Origin of the sequence: Roseibium sp., assembly GCF_048261595.1 — a bacterium.
GTDB lineage: Bacteria > Pseudomonadota > Alphaproteobacteria > Rhizobiales > Stappiaceae > Roseibium.
In genome coordinates this window covers 63869-78974 of the sequence record NZ_JBLXFW010000002.1, presented here as the reverse complement: position 1 = coordinate 78974, position 15106 = coordinate 63869, and the positions used below count along the sequence as shown (strand labels likewise).

The following is a 15106-nucleotide window of genomic DNA, read 5'->3' as shown; positions in this document are numbered from 1 at the left end:
AGCGGAACCGGCCATTTGTCGGTCCTGTCGATTTTACGGGCAGGCCACCGCGTAAGGACGTCCGTACTGATCATAGGCCGTGCAGTTCTTGGGTGTGGTCGCAGAGCCGATGATTGCGCCGCCAGCAGCACCAATCGCGGCACCTGCCAGTGCGGGGCCAACACCATTACCTGCGGCAGCGCCGATGACGGCACCGGTTGCCGCACCGAGGCCGCCACCGACGAGAGCACGGTCACGTTGACTGTCCGATTGGCAGGCTGCGAGCAGAAGCGCGGACGCAGCAATGACAAGGAACTTCTTCATTCAGGTTTCTCCATCACGTCCGGTCGTCGTGACCGGTGATTGATGCTTACGGGCAAGCTACGCGGTACGGGCGGCCATACCGGTCGTAGGCCACACAGTTCTTCGGTGTCGTGGCAGACCCGACGATTGCACCACCGGCGCCGCCAATGATGGCACCAGCGATCGCGCTGCCCGCGTCGCCGCCAGCCGCTGCCCCAATTGCTGCGCCTGTTGCCGCGCCGAGACCGCCGCCTACGAGCGCACGATCGCGCTGGCTGTCCGACTGGCAGGCGGCCAGCAGAAGTGCTGAGGCCGCAACGACAAGTAGCTTTTTCATTGCATAGTCTCCCGAGTGAAATCTCTCTCAATAAAAACTTTCAAACCGCCAGCAGCTCCATGAGCTATGTCATCTCTCACGGAATAATTCCCTGCTACCGACGAAAGGTAAAGCGGTTCCCAATGCGGGGCAACACGGCGTTCTATGCCTTAACGCTCGGAGACAGCCTTGGTTGCTCAACTTTCCGACGATTGTGGCAAATGTGTTGCAAACGCTTGGGCAGTTTCAAGAATTGTTCGAAGTGAGGGGCTTATGCACGGCATTGGAGCAGAAAAGGCCAGCGGCTGGATGACACGGTTCCGGTGGGCGATCGCAGAGCGCATGGTGTCCGCGGAAAACCGGCGTGCCCGGGAGCGGCTGCGAAAGATCCCGGACTTGTGGCGGGAAATCAACGATTACCGGGAGCAGAGCGAGGTTACCGGAGCCTCCTGGTCCGACTACTGGCAACTCTACTCGGCAGTGCGGAAATATCACCCGCGGGAGGTGCTTGAGTTCGGCCCCGGAATCTCGACGCTGGTCCTGGCCTACGCCTTGAAGGAAAACGAGCGAGATGGCCATGGTGCGGGGCGGCTGACCAGCATGGAAGACGTGCCGGAATGGCGCGATGATGTGCTCAAATTGCTGCCGGCTCACTATCAGGACTGTGTGGAGATCGTTTTCAGCCCGAAAGTCGACGGCTATTACAGGATGTTCCGGGGCGTGCAATACGAGCGCATTCCCGACCGGCCTTACGACTTCATCTTCTCAGACGGTCCGGAGCGGCATTCCAACGTCAATGGTGACAAGCTGTTCGATCTGGATCTTATTCATGTGGTCCGCCGCTCCGAACGGCCGGTGCGGGCGCTGGTGGATAACCACTACCTGACGTTCTACGTCTTCCAGAAGGTTTTCGGTACCGAACTGGCGCGCTACAGCGTGCGGCACAGGCTGATGTTCATCGGACCGGTCTGCCGCTCCGATGCCAGGTACCTCCGGAAGGAGAATTTCCATGCCGATATCCGTATCTTCGGAACTACCGAGCTGAAGCTGCGCATGGCGCGCAGCTCCATCTGAGGATCAAGTGGTACCGGATCAGCTTGTGAGCGCCTTGAGCAGACCTTGTGTGGAGCTGTCCTTGGCGTCGGCACTGGCCTCTCCTTTTACCATTGGCAGGAGAGCGGTGGCGAGTTCCTTGCCAAGCTCGACCCCCCACTGGTCGAAGGAGTTGATGCCCCATATCACGCCTTCGACGAAGACCCGGTGTTCATAAAGGGCGATCAGGCGGCCGAGGGAATAGGGGGTAAGCTGGTCGTATGCGATCGTTACCGACGGACGATTGCCCGGGAACACCTTGTGCGGTGCCAGACGGTCGACATCTTCATCGCTCATGCCCGATGACTTCAGAAGGTCCTTTGCTTCCTCCAGCGTGCGCCCCAGCATCAGGGCCTCGGACTGGGCAAGGCAATTGGCGACCAGCATCTCGTGATGATGGGCCAGATCTTCCTCGTGGCCTTTCGCGGCGACAATGAACTCGCACGGGATGACCGTCGTCCCCTGATGAAGAAGCTGGTAGAAGGCATGCTGGCCGTTGGTGCCGGGCTCGCCCCAGACCAGCGGGCCGGTTTCGACGTCGACCGGTGAACCGTCAAGTTTCACGCGCTTGCCGTTGGATTCCATGTCCAGCTGCTGCAGATAGGCAGGCAGGCGTGCGAGGCGCTGGTCATAGGGAAGGACTGCCCGTGCGCTGTACCCCAGAACATCGCGGTTCCAGACGCCTATGAGCCCCATCAGGACGGGAAGGTTGTCGGAGACGGGCGCTTCGGCAAAATGCCTGTCCATTGCGTGGGCACCATCGAGGAAGTCGTTGAAGGCGTCCGCACCGATGGCGATCATCAGCGGCAGGCCGATGGCCGACCATACGGAATAGCGGCCACCGACCCAGTCCCAGAAGCCGAAGACGCGCGTTTCATCGATGCCGAAGGCAGCAACCTTGTCGAGTGCCGTGGATACGGCGGCAAAGTGATCGCCGACGGCGTCTTCGCCGAGAGCTTCGGCGATCCATTTGCGCGCCGTCTGCGCGTTGGTCATCGTCTCGATGGTGGTGAAGGTCTTGGAGGCGACGATCACCAGGGTCGTCGCAGGATCAAGCTGCTCAAGGGTGTCGGCGATATGGGCACCGTCGACGTTGGAGACATAGTGAAGGGCCGGTCCGTCATGATAGGGAGTCAGAGCCAGTGTGGTCATTGCCGGACCCAGGTCCGAGCCGCCAATGCCGATGTTGACCACATCGGTGAAGGCCTGACCGTCGGCAGAGGCAATATCCCCGGAGCGAATGCCATCGGCGAAGTCTGCCATCGCATCCAGTACGGCATTGACGTCGGGCATCACATCTTTGCCTTCGACCATGACGGGCTCGCCCGACCGGTTGCGCAGGGCTGTGTGCAGAACGGCGCGCTGTTCGGTTTCGTTGATCTTCTCTCCGGCGAACATGGCATCGCGGTGCGCGGTGACGCCGGCGGCTTCTGCCAGTTCCGTTAGCAGGTCGAGTGCGGTGTCATCGATCTGGCTTTTGGAAAAATCGATCAGAAGATCATCGCACTTGCGTGAAAATCTGGAAAACCGCTCCGCATCCCCGGCAAAAAGCTTGCGCAGCGGGCGATCCTGAAAGGTTTCCGCATGAGCGGAGAGCTTGGCAAAGACGTCGGACAAAGCCATCGAAAGGCTCCCTTTTAAATCGATTTAAATCACCGTGTGGAGCAAATTGAACGCGCTGGCAAGGGCATAACACAGCCTTGCCACCCTGATATAGTCCTGCGGCAGCTGGTTCTGGATATGGGGTCGGAAATTGTTCAGTAAATCAAGGGGAGGCGATCCCGGACCTGATGCCGGGAGCGGGGAGTGCGGCAGGCCGGATGGGCCGACCTGCCGGAAAATTCATGAAACCGGATCAGTTGATCGGCGAGAGTAATTCCGGAGAAGTGACCAACTGGCGTACGCCATGGGAGTGGTCCTCACCAAAGACATTGCCCATCGCAGCCCAGACGTTCAGCGAGTTGATGTCGAGTTTTGCGCATTGCGGGCGAACCGACCAGGTCACCTGCAACGGCGAGCAGGTCTGTTCGGTATACTTCGGTCCCGTCGTGGAGCCGCCGAAGACCACGGGTGTCCCCGTTCCGGTCGGCAGGGCCTTGGCCTGATGCAGACCGCCGACCATGTTGCCCTGATAGGCGAAATCCATGAAGTTGAGCGCAGTGGGATCGTTCACGACGAGAAAGACTTGCGTTTCGACACGCAGCTGCGGATTGGCGCAAGCATCGCTCAGGCAGGAGCCGAGGCCCTTTCCGGGCTCGATCTCGCATGAGGTGTGGACCCAGTGCACCTCAATCGTGTCGCCCGGTTTCACGCCGTGGTAGGCGCCGGCTCCGATGCCAGGATCGGACAGTTCCGCAGCGGTGAGGGTTCCGGTCTCGTTACACTTGAAGCCGCCATGCTCTCCGGTGCCCGCAGATACGGAAAAGCCAGGCCCCTTGTGTTCGGCATTGGTATGCGTGTGGATGTTGCAGAGATTGAGCTTGGAGGCGTCGGGTGCCATGGTGAAGAGGCGCTTGTTGGTGCCAAGTCCGCTTGAGATGTCTCTCGGGGTTTGCGGGCCGAAGCCTTTACAGACTTCTTCAGCCGTACCTGCTGAAAGGGAAAGCAGGAGTGACGCAATGGCGCCGCATGCCGATAGTGTGATCGATTTCATGTTTCCGAAACCCCTCTGGTGGCGGTTGGAAGTGCCGCATTCTGAAGATGCGGCCGGATTTTTGCCCCAACGTCAGCTTGTGTCCAGACCAGGTGTATCGGAATGCGTGATTTCAGGAGTGCGAAGAGCCATTGCAGAGGGGGGTGGCTCGTAAAAACTACATATATCTCAATTGGTTTCCCAGTTCTTAAGCTACAAATCCCGGTAAAATGAGCGAATTTTTAAGCGACTGGAAACGGATTCATGGCAGGACTTACCGTGAGGTCAGGACGCGGAGTAATTGATGAACCACTGTCTGATACATCTGCATGGGCAAGAGGACGCCAAAGCGGATGTCCTTGTCGTCGATTTCGATACCCTGTCCTGTATCAAGGCAGTCGCCTCCAATGTCAGCGAGTGGGGGTGCAGCCTTACGACCGAGGAAGCAGCTGGTCTTCGGAAGAACATTGGCATCCGCATTGATGAGAATTCCCGTCTGAGCCGTGCCACCATCACCGGCGTCAGGGGTGATGTTGTGTCCGTCATTTTCCCCAAGCAGGAAGAGCAGGTTCACGACAAGCGGCGCGAACGCCGGAACCAGGTCGATATTCCCGTCAAGATTTCAGATCGGGAAGGCGTAACCGAGTTGACCGTGGTGATCGTTGACGCCGGCAAGAACGGTTGCCGGGTCAAGGGCAAGGGGTTGAAGACCTTGCCCGAGGAAGTCGTGCTGCACCTGAAGAACTTCGAACGTCCCGTGCTTGGCGAGTTCGCCTGGCGCAATGACGCTGCCGCAGGCATCCGGTTGATCTGGGACGTCCCGGAAACAATCGGGTGATGTGGCTTTTCTCAGCGTAACAGTTGGCACTTCCTAACGGCCCAGGCGTGCCGCGGCTTTGGCGCGCTCTTCGATACCGCCCCAGTCTTCTGCATCGATTGCCTTTGCATCTGCGATCCACGAGCCGCCAACGCACAAAACGTTTGGAAGGGCCAAGTAGGTTGGCGCCTTTTCAAGGCTGACACCGCCGGTCGGACAGAATTTTGCGGCGGCCAGTGGAGACGACAGTGACTTCAGGTAGGATGCGCCGCCAGCCTGTTCGGCCGGGAAGAATTTCAAGCGCTCGTAACCCCGCTCAAGCAGGGCCATGACTTCCGATGCGGTGGCCGCGCCTGGAAGCAGCGGCACGTCGCTTTGCTCTGCCACATCCAGAAGCTTGTCGGTTGCGCCAGGGGAGACAATGAACTGGCTGCCTGCAGCAACGGCGGCTTCATACTGTGCCTGATCCAGAACCGTACCGGCCCCCGGGATCGCGCCTTCGACGTTTTCTGCTACCAGCCTGATGGCTTCCAAGGCGCGGGGTGTCCGAAGGGTGATTTCGATGGAGGGCAGGCCGCCGCGGACCAGGGCTTCGGCCATTGGAACAGCTTTTGCCGGATCCTCGATCACCAGCACCGGGATCACCGGAGCTGCGGTCATGACTTTTTCGATCTTGGCAATGTTCTGCGGCATCTGCGTTCCCCGATTGCCGGCGCATCACCGGCTGGTTCGTCTATTGTTTCAGTCAGGCCTGTCGTCAGGCTCCAAAGACATGGGCGCCGGTATCGGCACTGCCGACATTGGCGCGGAAGGCGGCGAAAAGATCCCGGCCGACACCGGCTTCATGATCGGAAAGATCCTGTGTTGCAAGGGGTCTTGCATTGAATTCGGCCTGGTCGACCAGGACGGTCAGTTCGCCGGTGACCGCGTCCAGGCGGATCATGTCGCCGTCGCGGATCTTTGCAATCGCGCCGCCATGGGCAGCCTCGGGCGTGACGTGGATCGCAGCGGGCACCTTGCCTGATGCGCCGGACATGCGCCCGTCGGTTATGAGCAGAACCTTGTGGCCGCGATCCTGGAGGATGCCAAGGGCTGGCGTCAGCTTGTGAAGTTCGGGCATGCCGCAGGCCTTGGGGCCCATGAAGCGGACGACGGCGGCGATGTCGCCGTTGAACTCCTTGCGTGAAAAGGCTGCCAGGAAGTCTTCCTGTGTATGGAAGACGCGTGCCGGAGCCTCGACTACATGACGTTCCTTCGCGACCGCGGAGATCTTGATGACCGCCTTGCCGAGATTGCCAGTCAGAACCTTCAAGCCGCCGTTCGGCGAAAACGCCTTGGCGAAGGGAGCAAGAACGTTTTCGTCGCCTGATTTTTCCGGCGCGGCGTCCCGGACGACGTTACCGGTTTCATCGAGCCTTGCCTCGACCGTGTAGCCGGAGAGATCCGTGCCATAGACCGTCTTCACGTCCTGGTGCAAATATCCTTCACCGAGCAACTCGCGGATCAGGAAGCCGAGGCCTCCGGCCGCCTGGAAGTGGTTCACGTCAGCCTTTCCGTTCGGATAAACGCGGGCAAGGAGAGGCACCACATCGGACAACTCGGAGATATCGTCCCAGGTAAGCTTGATACCGGCGGCATTTGCCATGGCGACTAGATGCATGGTGTGATTGGTTGAGCCGCCGGTCGCATGCAGTCCGACGACGCCATTGACGATGGCCTTCTCGTCAATGATCTCACCCGCCGGCGTGTATTCATTGCCAAGAGCAGTGATGGCCAGGGCGCGCTTGGCAGCCTCGCGGGTCAGAGCATCGCGCAATGGCGTGCCGGGATTGACGAAGGAGGCGCCGGGCATGTGCAGGCCCATGATCTCCATCAGCATCTGGTTGGAGTTCGCCGTGCCATAGAATGTGCAGGTGCCGGGGCCGTGGTACGATTTCGATTCCGATTCCAGCAGTTCGGCACGTCCGACCTTGCCTTCGGCATAGAGCTGGCGGGTCTTGGCCTTCTCGTCGTTGGAAATGCCGGTGGTCATCGGTCCGGCCGGAATGAAGATGGCCGGCAGGTGGCCGAAGGACAGGGCCGAGATTAAAAGGCCCGGGACAATCTTGTCGCAAATGCCGAGAAAGACTGCTGCGTCGAACATCTGGTGGGAGAGACCGACAGCAGCGGACATTGCGATGATGTCCCGGGAGAAGAGCGAGAGCTCCATGCCTTCCTGACCTTGTGTGACACCGTCACACATTGCGGGAACGCCACCTGCGACCTGGGCCACTGCGCCGACTTCATGGGCAGCCTGACGGATCAGGTTCGGGTAGGTCTCATAAGGCTGGTGGGCCGAGAGCATGTCATTGTAGGCGGTGATGATGCCAAGGTTCGGGACCACGTCGCCTGAGAGAGCGGCCTTGTCGTTCGGCGTGCAGGCCGCGAAACCGTGGGCGAGGTTGCCACAGGCAAGACGCGAGCGCTGCGGTCCCTTGTCCGCAGCCTTGCGAATGCGCTCAAGGTAACTGGAACGGCTGTCATGACTGCGCCTGGCGATACGTTCGGTCACCTCACCGATACGTGCTTGGATGGTCATGTCCTCGATGTCCTCTCTGGCTGCGTCTTGCAGGCTGGACTTGAAGCCGAAGCATCATGGCTGCGGCTGATTTAATCGATTTAAATTCGCATTGCAACATGACCGGCATGTGGCATGTTCGGACGATTGGCGGTCATTCGCTGTCCCGCGTCTTGCGGTGCCCGCCGCGCGTTGCGCTGCGGGCCATGCGCATCAAAGTCCGTCTTCTGCCCAGGTGCGGCCGTCGCGTTCGACCAGGGCGATGGAGGCCGAGGGGCCCCAGGTGCCGGCGGTGTAACCACGCGGGGCTTCCTTGGAGTTGGCCCATGCTTCCAGGATCGGGTCGATCCAGGCCCAGGCGGCATCGACTTCGTCGCGGCGCATGAAGAGGGTCTGGTTGCCGCGGATAACGTCCATGATCAGGCGCTCGTAGGCGTCCGGATTGCGTACCTTGAAAGCCTCTGCAAAGCTCATGTCGAGCGGAACCTGACGCAGGCGCATTCCACCCGGCCCAGGGTCCTTGATCATGACCTTCATCTGCACGCCCTCATCGGGCTGCAGGCGAATGATCAGGCGATTGGCGGAGATGGTGCCGGCCTCCTCGTCGAAGATCGAGTGAGGGATCGGCCGGAACTGCACGACGATTTCGGATACACGCTGTGCGAGGCGTTTGCCGGTGCGCAGGTAAAACGGCACGCCCGCCCACCGCCAGTTGGCGATCTCGGCCTTCAGGGCAACAAAGGTTTCGGTGGTGCTGTCATCGCGCCCGAGCTCTTCAAGATATCCGGGTACGGCACCGCCGGCGGAGGCTCCGGCCCGGTACTGTCCGCGCACGGTCAGCTTGTCGACGTCGCCTTCGTGGATCGGCGCAAGAGCCTTCAAGACCTTCAGCTTCTCGTCGCGGACACTGTCAGCGTCCATGGACTCCGGCGGCTCCATGGCGACAAGGCAGAGCAATTGCAGGATATGGTTCTGGACCATGTCGCGCAGTGCGCCCGCCGTGTCGTAGTAGCCGGCACGCCCTCCCGTCCCGAGGGACTCCGCGACCGTGATCTGGACGTGGTCGATATGAGCGGCATTCCAGAGTGGTTCGAACAGGGCGTTGGCAAAGCGCAGAGCCATGAGGTTCTGCACCGTTTCCTTGCCGAGGTAATGGTCGATACGGAAGATCTGGTCTTCGTCGAAGACGGCACCCACCGTGTCGTTGAGCGCCTTGGCAGACTTGCCATCCTTGCCGATCGGCTTTTCAATCACGACGCGGGTCTTTTCGGTGACGAGGCCGTTGGCGCCAATGCTCTCGCAGATGGTTCCGAAAAGATCCGGCCCTACCGCGAGGTAGAAAGCGCGCACCACTTCGGGGCGCTCGTCGAGCAACTCCTTGAGCCCATCCCAGCCGTCGCCCGAACCGATATCTATGGCAACGTAGCGCAGACGGGAGAGGAAGCGGTTGATGCGGGCTTCCTCGAGTTCACCGACATGTTCGCCGAGTGCTTCCCGGGCCCAATCCCGGTATTCCTCGTCGGTGTAGGCGCGGCGCGATGAACAGATGATGCGTGCATCTTCAGGTAGCTGGCCATCGCAGCAACGGTGATACAGCGCCGGGATCAGCTTGCGGTGCGCCAGATCGCCGGATGCTCCGAAGACGACGAGGTCAAAGTCAGCGACTTCAATGACACGGACAGCCATATGTTCGGTCCTCACTTGGGATGGTTCTCCGGGGCTTTTAAATCGGTTTAATTCGGATGTCAGCAGGTGAAGAGCGGAATTTCAGTCGGAGACATCATTTTTTTGGTCTCCAAATTAAATTTCTCGGCATCTGCAAACCGGCATGCGTTGTGCGCCCCTGATGTTAAAACCTGTTCGCTTCGTCAAGCTCTTCGCGTGCCTGAGAAGCGTCTGACCGGCCCATTCAACGGATCTTTTTGCAACGGGAAGGTCAGTCGGCGGATTGAAATGCGACCGCTCTTCCCGCGGCCGCCCCAGACGAGCCGCCAGTCAGAATTGAAACTCGCGGGGAAAAATTGAAGAACATGGGGAGGCTCGCAGCCCCGATGGCGCCGGCGTTCTTGCCGAAGCTGCCGAACCTGACTTCGGGGGCATTGCGTGCCTCTGGCGCAGCAGCAGCGAGCGACTGGCCAAGTTCCCGGGTTATGTGATCTGCGAAGCTGCCTTCCAGGTCGCCATCAATGATGACCAGAGGAATGTCGAGAAGGGCGACTGCGGAGCCGAGACTGGGTGTGAGTGCATCCACGCAATCGGCCAGCCACTCGTGGAAACGCGGATCGTCGTTGTCGACAGCTGCCTGGAGATCCGGACGGTTGAGACCCGGAAAGCCTTCCGGTTCGAGATGCCGGGCCAGCGAAATCAGGGAGGCGCGGGTCAACAGGATATCGTTTGATCTACGCGGTAGCGGTGCCGTCGAAAGCTTGCTTGGTGCGACAGGGATCATCGCCACGTCGCCCGCGTTGCCGGATACCCCGCGCACCACATCGCCTTTCATGCAGAGACCGCCGCCAATCGCGGGGCCAATGAACATGTAGAGAAAATCATCGTTCTGCCGACCTTGGCCATAGAACAGCTCTGCGACGGTTGCAGCCGTGCCGTCGTTCTCGTGGAATACCGGTAGATCCATCCCATCCTCAAGCGCAGCTGCCATGTCGAACGTGTCCCAAAGCCGAAAATTTGCCTCAGGCAATCCGAGTTCATGCAGCCAGGCGCCGAGATTGAATGGCTGGGCCAGTCCAATTCCGGTCAGGCGAGCCTGTTCCTCGCGTGAAAGAAGACCTTTCAGATTTTCCAGGTCGCGACGGATGATCTCCAGCGCTTTCTGCGGGGCAGGGAGCACCATCTCATGGCTGGCTCTGCCGATCACACGTCCTTCGAAGTCGACGAGGACGGTCTCTAGGTTCGTCCGGTCGACGCGAACGCCGAAGCCGAAGGCACCGCGCGGAGCGAGCTTGAGTATTGTGGCCGGTTGACCGCGACCGCCGCCATGATGCTTGCCGAGATCCTCGATCAGGCCATCTTCGCTCAAAGACTGGATGATTGCGCCGATGGCGGCGTTTGTCAGCTTGGTTGCCCGGGCGAGATCCGCCTTGGAGGCTTGTTGCTCACGTCGCAGTATCTGCAGAACGATCCGCTCGTTGTAGCGGCGAAGCTGGGCGGAGTTCGACCCTCGTGCAGAGCGACGTGAATTCGGCAATGACTGACTCCGGAGATGGTCAGCCTTCCGCAAGGGAGGGATGCGGAAGGCTGTAAGTCCATGCGATGGGGCCGCACAGTTTTTATTTATTAATTTTGATTGATTTAATTAATAGCGATACGCGGCAATTTTGTCAATCAAAATTTGCAAGAAAGCCGGAAAACTGCGGGCTATTGAGTGCTATCTTGTTGTTTGTACTGATTAGTTCAATGCAATAAAAAAACAACCCTTCGGAGAATTTTTCCGTTTCCTAAACTCGAAATCGGAATTTTGCTCCAGTCAAAAAGTTAACTCAGGGGCGATCCGTGACCCTCGAATCGCCTCCTTGAAGCTTTGTGGAGGGGGAGCAGTCTGGTTTTGCAAGCCGTGCGTTGGGCGGGCTATGCTTTGCGGCGCACCCAGGTACCGCCGCGATGTCCGCGGTCATGTTCAGAAAGGCCGATACCGATGAAGTCCACGCCCACCGATGCCGCCTTTCTTGCCCGGGCCATTGCGGCCGGCGCCGGTGAAGCTGAGGCCGATCTCGTTGTTCGCAACGTGCGGGTCTTCAGCGTGATCGATGGATCCATGATCGAAAGCGATATCGCGATCGTCGGCGAACGGATTGTCGGGATCACCGGCGACTACGCGGGCCGACGCGAGATCGATGGGGGCGGGCGGGTTGCAGTTCCCGGCTTCATAGACACGCACCTGCATGTTGAATCCTCGCTCGTTACGCCATTCGAGTTTGATCGCTGTGTGCTGCCTCACGGTGTCACGACCGCAATCTGCGACCCGCACGAGATCGCCAATGTCCTTGGCGCAGAGGGGATCCGGTATTTCCTGGAGAGCTCCCTGGAGACGGTTATGGACCTCAGGGTCAACCTGTCTTCCTGCGTGCCTGCAACGTCGTTCGAGACCTCCGGGGCTTGTCTGGAAATCGAGGATCTTCTGCCGCTCCGGGAACATGAGAAGGTCATCGGGCTTGCAGAGTTCATGAATTTTCCGGGCGTTCTGGCGCGGGACCCGAAGGTCCTGGCCAAGCTTGAAGCCTTCCAGGGGGGGCATATCGACGGACATGCTCCCTTGTTGAGCGGCATGGCACTCAACGGCTATCTGGCCGCCGGCATTCGTACCGACCATGAGGCAACGACTGCGGAAGAGGCTCTTGAGAAACTCGCCAAGGGTATGAACATCCTCATCCGCGAAGGCTCCGTTTCGAAGGATCTGGACGCCCTTGCGCCCATCCTGCAGCCGGATGTGTCGGCCTTCGTTGCCCTTTGCACAGACGACCGAAATCCTTTGGACATTGCCGAGGAAGGGCATATTGACAGCATGATCCGGCGCCTGATCGCAAAGGGCATACGTCCGCTCGATGCCTATCGGGCGGCCAGCTGGTCGGGTGCGAACGCTTTTGGCCTGAAGGATCGCGGTCACATCGCGCCTGGCTGGCGCGCCGATATCGTTCTTCTTGACGATTTCGAGGACTGCCAGGTGGCGTCGGTGATCAGCGGAGGGCGCCTTGTCGAACGGTCCACCTTTGCCGCAAGGACGATTGTTGATCCCGTCGGTCTCGACAGCGTCAGGGCTTCGAAGGTGTCACCGGACGCATTTCAGGTGGGCGCTGCCAATTCGGACGTGGATGTCATCGGAGTGGTTCCGGGGCGCATCATTACCGAGCACCTGAAACGAAACCTGCCTGTCGTCGACGGCAAGGCGCAGATGGATCTGCAGCAGGACGTTCTCAAGGTGGCCGTGGTCGAGCGGCACAAGCACACCGGCAATATCGGCTGCGGCTTTGTTTCCGGCTTTGGAATGACGGAGGGTGCGATTGCCTCCTCCGTCGGTCATGACAGTCACAACATCTGCGTCGTCGGAGCCGATGAGGTGGCGATGGCCGCGGCAGTCAACCGGGTCATCGATATGAAGGGCGGGTTCGCCGTTGCCAGGGGATCGGATGTCATTGCAGAGCTTCCGCTTCCCGTGGCCGGACTGATGAGCCTGGAGCCGTTCGAAACGGTCAAGGAGCAGCTCGAGGTCCTTCGTGAGGCAGCTCGAGGCCTGGGGTGCATTCTGCCCGAGCCGTTCCTCCAGGTCGCCTTTTTGCCGCTGCCTGTCATTCCCCATCTCAAGATCACGGACCTTGGCGTGTTCGACGTCAATCGGTTCCAGCTCGTGGCTCAATAGCGTGTGATGAGCGGGAAAACGGGACGTTTCGTCCACAGATCGTTAGACTTTGGTGCAATTAACCCAGGGGGTGTCGTTACGTCGTGAGTTGACGTTAACGGAAGTATCTGTGCAAGACTTCCCCTTGAAAGGCCGGAAATCGGCCGCGCCGGGCAGCGGCGGAACTGCATGGAGGATTTGACCTGCGATCACGTCGCGATTTCGGGTCGAGGGAGTGCAGTCGCTTAATCCCGGTGAACAAAAACGAGCGAGTTGGAGATCGCCATGGCGACAGCGGAGGAGTGGACCGCGGCTTTCAGGCCCCGTCCGTTACACGAGTATCTCGATGAGACAGTGAAGGCGTTCGGTGACCGGCCGGCCGCGGACTTTCTCGGCAAGGTCTGGACCTATCGCGACTTCGGCGCGATGGTCGACAAGCTTGCAGCCAGCCTGCAGGCCATGGGCGTCAAACCGGGCGTTCACGTCGGCCTGTGTCTTCCAAATACGCCCTATTATACCGTCTTCTACTTCGCGATCCTGAAGATTGGCGGCACGGTCGTGAACTTCAATCCGCTTTATGTCGAGCGTGAACTGGCTTTCCAGGCGCGCGATGCGGATGTTCGGATCATGGTCACGATGGATCTCAAGCAGATCTACGACAAGGTCGAGGCCATCCGTCTGGAAAAGGTGTTGGACAAGATCATCGTCTGTCCAATGGCTCCGATCCTGCCGCAACCGAAGAAGTTCCTCTTCGGCCTCCTGAAGCGCAAGGAAATCGCCGAAATCCCGCATGACTCCGCTCATGTTCATTTCGATGAGCTGATGTCCACACCGGGGAGCGCCCTTCCGGTCGATATCGATCCGGCAAAAGCGATCGCAGTGCTGCAATACACCGGTGGAACGACGGGTGTGCCCAAGGGCGCGATGCTCACGCATGCCAACCTGTCGGCCAATATCGAGCAGATGAAATGCATCTTCTCCGGCGCAAAGGCAGGCGAGGAAAAGATGCTCTGTGTGCTGCCGTTCTTCCACGTCTTTGCGATGACCGTGGCTCAGAACCTTGCCGTGGTTCTGGGTGCCGAGATGGTCCTTCAGCCAAGATTCGAGCTGAAAATGCTACTCGACACGATCAAGCGGAAGAAGGTGACCTTGTTCCCCGGCGTCCCGACGATCTTCACCGCGATCAACAATGCGCCGATGACATCGAAATATGACCTGACCAGCATCCGGTTCTGCCTCTCCGGTGGTGCGCCTCTGCCTGTCGAAGTCAAGAGCAAGTTCGAGACGCTCACCGGCTGCATTCTTGTCGAGGGTTATGGCCTGACCGAATCTTCGCCGGTTGCAGTGGCCAACCCGCTCGACAAGACGAACCGTCCGGGATCGATTGGCCGGCCCGTGCCCGGGACCATCGCAAAGTTCCGCAATGTCGAGGATCCGGGAAAGCCTGTCGCCCAGGGTGAAAAGGGAGAAGTGTGCCTCAAGGGGCCGCAGGTCATGCTCGGTTACTGGAAGCGTCCGGACGACACCAATCAGACCATCGAGGATGGCTATCTTCATACCGGTGACGTGGGTTACCAGGACCAGGACGGCTTCATCTATCTGGTCGACCGGATCAAGGATCTGATCCTGTGTTCCGGCTACAACGTCTATCCGCGTGTCATCGAAGAAGCGATCTATCAGCATCAGGCGGTTGCCGAATGTATCGTAATCGCGGTGCCCGATACCTATCGCGGTCAGTCCCCGAAGGCCTTCGTCAAGTTGAAGGATGGCCATGAGCTCTCGGATGACGAACTCAAGACCTTCCTGAAGGACCATCTGTCCACCATCGAGATGCCGCGTGAAATCGAGTTCCGCGAAGAGCTGCCGAAAACCATGGTCGGCAAGCTGTCCAAAAAGGAACTGGTCGAGGAAGAGGCGGCCAAGCGGGCCAAGGCAGAAGCCGACGCCTGAAACCGGTGATGATACCGGCATGAGGTGTGGTCGAGGGCAATAGAACGCCTTGATCAGCTTGCCAGATACAGCGGTTCGGGGTACCGACTTGGGGTCCCGGACCGCTTTTTTGT

General features: G+C 59.5%; 12 protein-coding genes. 4 read left to right on the top strand and 8 right to left on the bottom strand.

Translation table 11 applies throughout. The features are described 5' to 3' along the window. Positions 1 to 33 precede the first annotated feature (33 nt). Together ACN0SY_RS07695 and ACN0SY_RS07690 are read right to left on the bottom strand one after the other, a co-directional pair. Positions 34 to 303, bottom strand: a complete 270-nt coding sequence (locus tag ACN0SY_RS07695; protein WP_417686037.1) for a glycine zipper domain-containing protein — start codon at positions 301 to 303, stop codon at positions 34 to 36. Positions 304 to 349: 46 nt separating this feature from the next. Further along, entirely contained in the window at positions 350 to 619 is a 270-nt protein-coding gene (locus ACN0SY_RS07690) for a bacteriocin (protein WP_417686035.1), read from the bottom strand. A 252-nt stretch (positions 620 to 871) separates the two neighbouring features. Between ACN0SY_RS07690 and ACN0SY_RS07685 the strand changes: the two genes are divergently transcribed. After that, entirely contained in the window at positions 872 to 1672 is an 801-nt protein-coding gene (locus ACN0SY_RS07685; protein ID WP_417686033.1) for a hypothetical protein, read from the top strand. Between the two features lie 18 nt (positions 1673 to 1690). On the opposite strand, the gene pgi is transcribed toward ACN0SY_RS07685, so the two are convergent. Together pgi and ACN0SY_RS07675 are read right to left on the bottom strand one after the other, a co-directional pair. Further along, positions 1691 to 3307, bottom strand: a complete 1617-nt coding sequence (pgi, locus tag ACN0SY_RS07680) for a glucose-6-phosphate isomerase (RefSeq protein ID WP_417687190.1) — start codon at positions 3305 to 3307, stop codon at positions 1691 to 1693. A gap of 238 nt (positions 3308 to 3545) precedes the next feature. After that, positions 3546 to 4343, bottom strand: coding sequence for a delta-class carbonic anhydrase (locus ACN0SY_RS07675; RefSeq protein WP_417686031.1), 798 nt, complete (start codon positions 4341 to 4343; stop codon positions 3546 to 3548). 283 nt (positions 4344 to 4626) lie between these two features. On the opposite strand from ACN0SY_RS07675, the gene ACN0SY_RS07670 reads away from it, so the two are divergent. Further along, positions 4627 to 5160 carry a PilZ domain-containing protein gene (locus ACN0SY_RS07670; protein ID WP_417686029.1) on the top strand — a complete coding sequence of 178 codons (534 nt, stop codon included), beginning with the start codon at positions 4627 to 4629 and terminating at the stop codon, positions 5158 to 5160. 33 nt (positions 5161 to 5193) lie between these two features. Here the strand turns inward: ACN0SY_RS07670 and eda are convergent, their stop codons facing one another. The 4 genes from eda to ACN0SY_RS07650 form a co-directional block, all read right to left on the bottom strand. Then, positions 5194 to 5832 carry a bifunctional 4-hydroxy-2-oxoglutarate aldolase/2-dehydro-3-deoxy-phosphogluconate aldolase gene (gene eda, locus ACN0SY_RS07665; RefSeq protein WP_417686027.1) on the bottom strand — a complete coding sequence of 213 codons (639 nt, stop codon included), beginning with the start codon at positions 5830 to 5832 and terminating at the stop codon, positions 5194 to 5196. A gap of 64 nt (positions 5833 to 5896) precedes the next feature. Beyond that, positions 5897 to 7726, bottom strand: a complete 1830-nt coding sequence (gene edd / locus ACN0SY_RS07660) for a phosphogluconate dehydratase (RefSeq protein WP_417687189.1) — start codon at positions 7724 to 7726, stop codon at positions 5897 to 5899. 183 nt (positions 7727 to 7909) lie between these two features. Beyond that, the gene (gene zwf / locus ACN0SY_RS07655; RefSeq protein WP_417686025.1) at positions 7910 to 9382 is read right to left on the bottom strand and encodes a glucose-6-phosphate dehydrogenase; all 1473 of its coding nucleotides are present in this window, start codon (positions 9380 to 9382) and stop codon (positions 7910 to 7912) included. 250 nt (positions 9383 to 9632) lie between these two features. Beyond that, positions 9633 to 10898: an ROK family protein gene (locus ACN0SY_RS07650; RefSeq protein WP_417686024.1), complete on the bottom strand. Its 1266-nt coding sequence runs from the start codon at positions 10896 to 10898 to the stop codon at positions 9633 to 9635. Between the two features lie 447 nt (positions 10899 to 11345). Here ACN0SY_RS07650 and ade point away from each other — a divergent pair, with 447 nt between their 5' ends. Then, on the top strand, positions 11346 to 13064 hold the full coding sequence (gene ade / locus ACN0SY_RS07645) for an adenine deaminase (protein ID WP_417686022.1): 1719 nt from the start codon (positions 11346 to 11348) through the stop codon (positions 13062 to 13064). A 264-nt stretch (positions 13065 to 13328) separates the two neighbouring features. Further along, a complete protein-coding gene (locus ACN0SY_RS07640) occupies positions 13329 to 14993 on the top strand; it encodes a long-chain-fatty-acid--CoA ligase (protein WP_417686020.1) in 1665 nt (554 codons plus the stop codon). Positions 14994 to 15106: the final 113 nt, after the last annotated feature.